This window comes from Streptomyces sp. NPDC059696, assembly GCF_042733745.1.
Classification (GTDB): domain Bacteria; phylum Actinomycetota; class Actinomycetes; order Streptomycetales; family Streptomycetaceae; genus Streptomyces.
Genome location: NZ_JBHWFG010000148.1, coordinates 1 through 1,048 on the forward strand (window position 1 = coordinate 1; position 1,048 = coordinate 1,048).

At 64.7% G+C, this 1,048-nt stretch carries 2 protein-coding genes and 1 pseudogene; all 3 read right to left on the reverse strand.

The features are described from left to right. A partial coding sequence (locus ACFV20_RS37240; RefSeq protein ID WP_385665638.1) for a site-specific integrase occupies nucleotides 1-176 on the reverse strand: 176 nt, incomplete at its 3' end. After that, entirely contained in the window at nucleotides 149-727 is a 579-nt protein-coding gene (locus ACFV20_RS37245) for an NUDIX domain-containing protein (RefSeq protein WP_385665640.1), read from the reverse strand. The genes ACFV20_RS37245 and ACFV20_RS37240, both read right to left, overlap by 28 nt. Before the next feature lie 112 nt (nucleotides 728-839). Then, nucleotides 840-1,048, reverse strand: a pseudogene (locus ACFV20_RS37250) (CTP synthase); the annotation flags it as partial.

Genomic DNA, 1,048 nt, shown 5'->3' on the forward strand with positions numbered 1-1,048 from the left:
GCCAGGAACTTCCCGTACCGGCCCAGGTCCCGCCGATAAGCGGCGAGGGTGTTGGCGGCAAGGCCGCGCTCGACGCCGACGTACTGCAGGTAATCGGTAATTCCGCGGTCAACGGCCGTTGCAGTGCGTGTGGTGGCCTCGGTCATGCTCAGCGCTGGCTCGGGTGTGCCGGCCATGGGGCATTCGCAGGGCGGAGGCTGCTGAAGCCGTCGGCCTTCGCGGCAGCCGCAGCCAGAATACCGAGGACTGCTGAGGGGTTGTGCAGCCTGCCCTCAAGGACTGCCTGCACGGCATCGTCCAACGGAATCCAGTGCAGCTCGATCTCGGCTTCTTCATCCGTACGGACGTGCCGCTCGGCTTCGGGGACATCGCTGAGGCCCCGGGCGAGGTAGATGCGGACCGCCTCGCTGGAAGAACCGGGTGAGTTGAAGAAGTCCACAAGGACGTTCCACGTGGCCGCCGTGAGGTCGGCCTCTTCCGCGAGCTCACGGGCAGCCCCAACAACGAAATCTTCGCCTTCAATGTCCAGGAGGCCGGCGGGGATTTCCCACAGATCCATGGCCACCGGGTGCCGGTACTGCTTCAACAGGAGGATTTCGCCGTCGACGTTCATGGGCAGCACGGCCACGGCACCGGGGTGGTCGATGTAGTCCCGGACCAACGCGTCCGAGTCTTCGCTGAGCTTGAAGGAATCACTGACCACATCCCAAAAGCGGCCCTGGTACACCTTGCTGGAAGACAAAAGACGGCGCGGGCTCGGAACATCCGAAACCTGCCTTGTTGTGCTGGGGGTTTCAGACGTTCCGGGCATCGCGCCGTCCTTTTGCTCGTGCGTGGATTTACTTGGCAGCTACAGCGTCAGCGGCCTGCTTGGCTCCGGCCGCTCCGCCTTCACGGCGTTCCAGGGCAGCCTTGACCAGGCCTGCGAAGAGCGGGTGCGGGCGCGTCGGGCGGGAGCTGAGCTCGGGGTGTGCCTGCGTAGCGACATAGTACGGGTGGACTTCGCGGGGAAGTTCCACGTACTCAACCAGCTTGCCGTCAGGAGAGG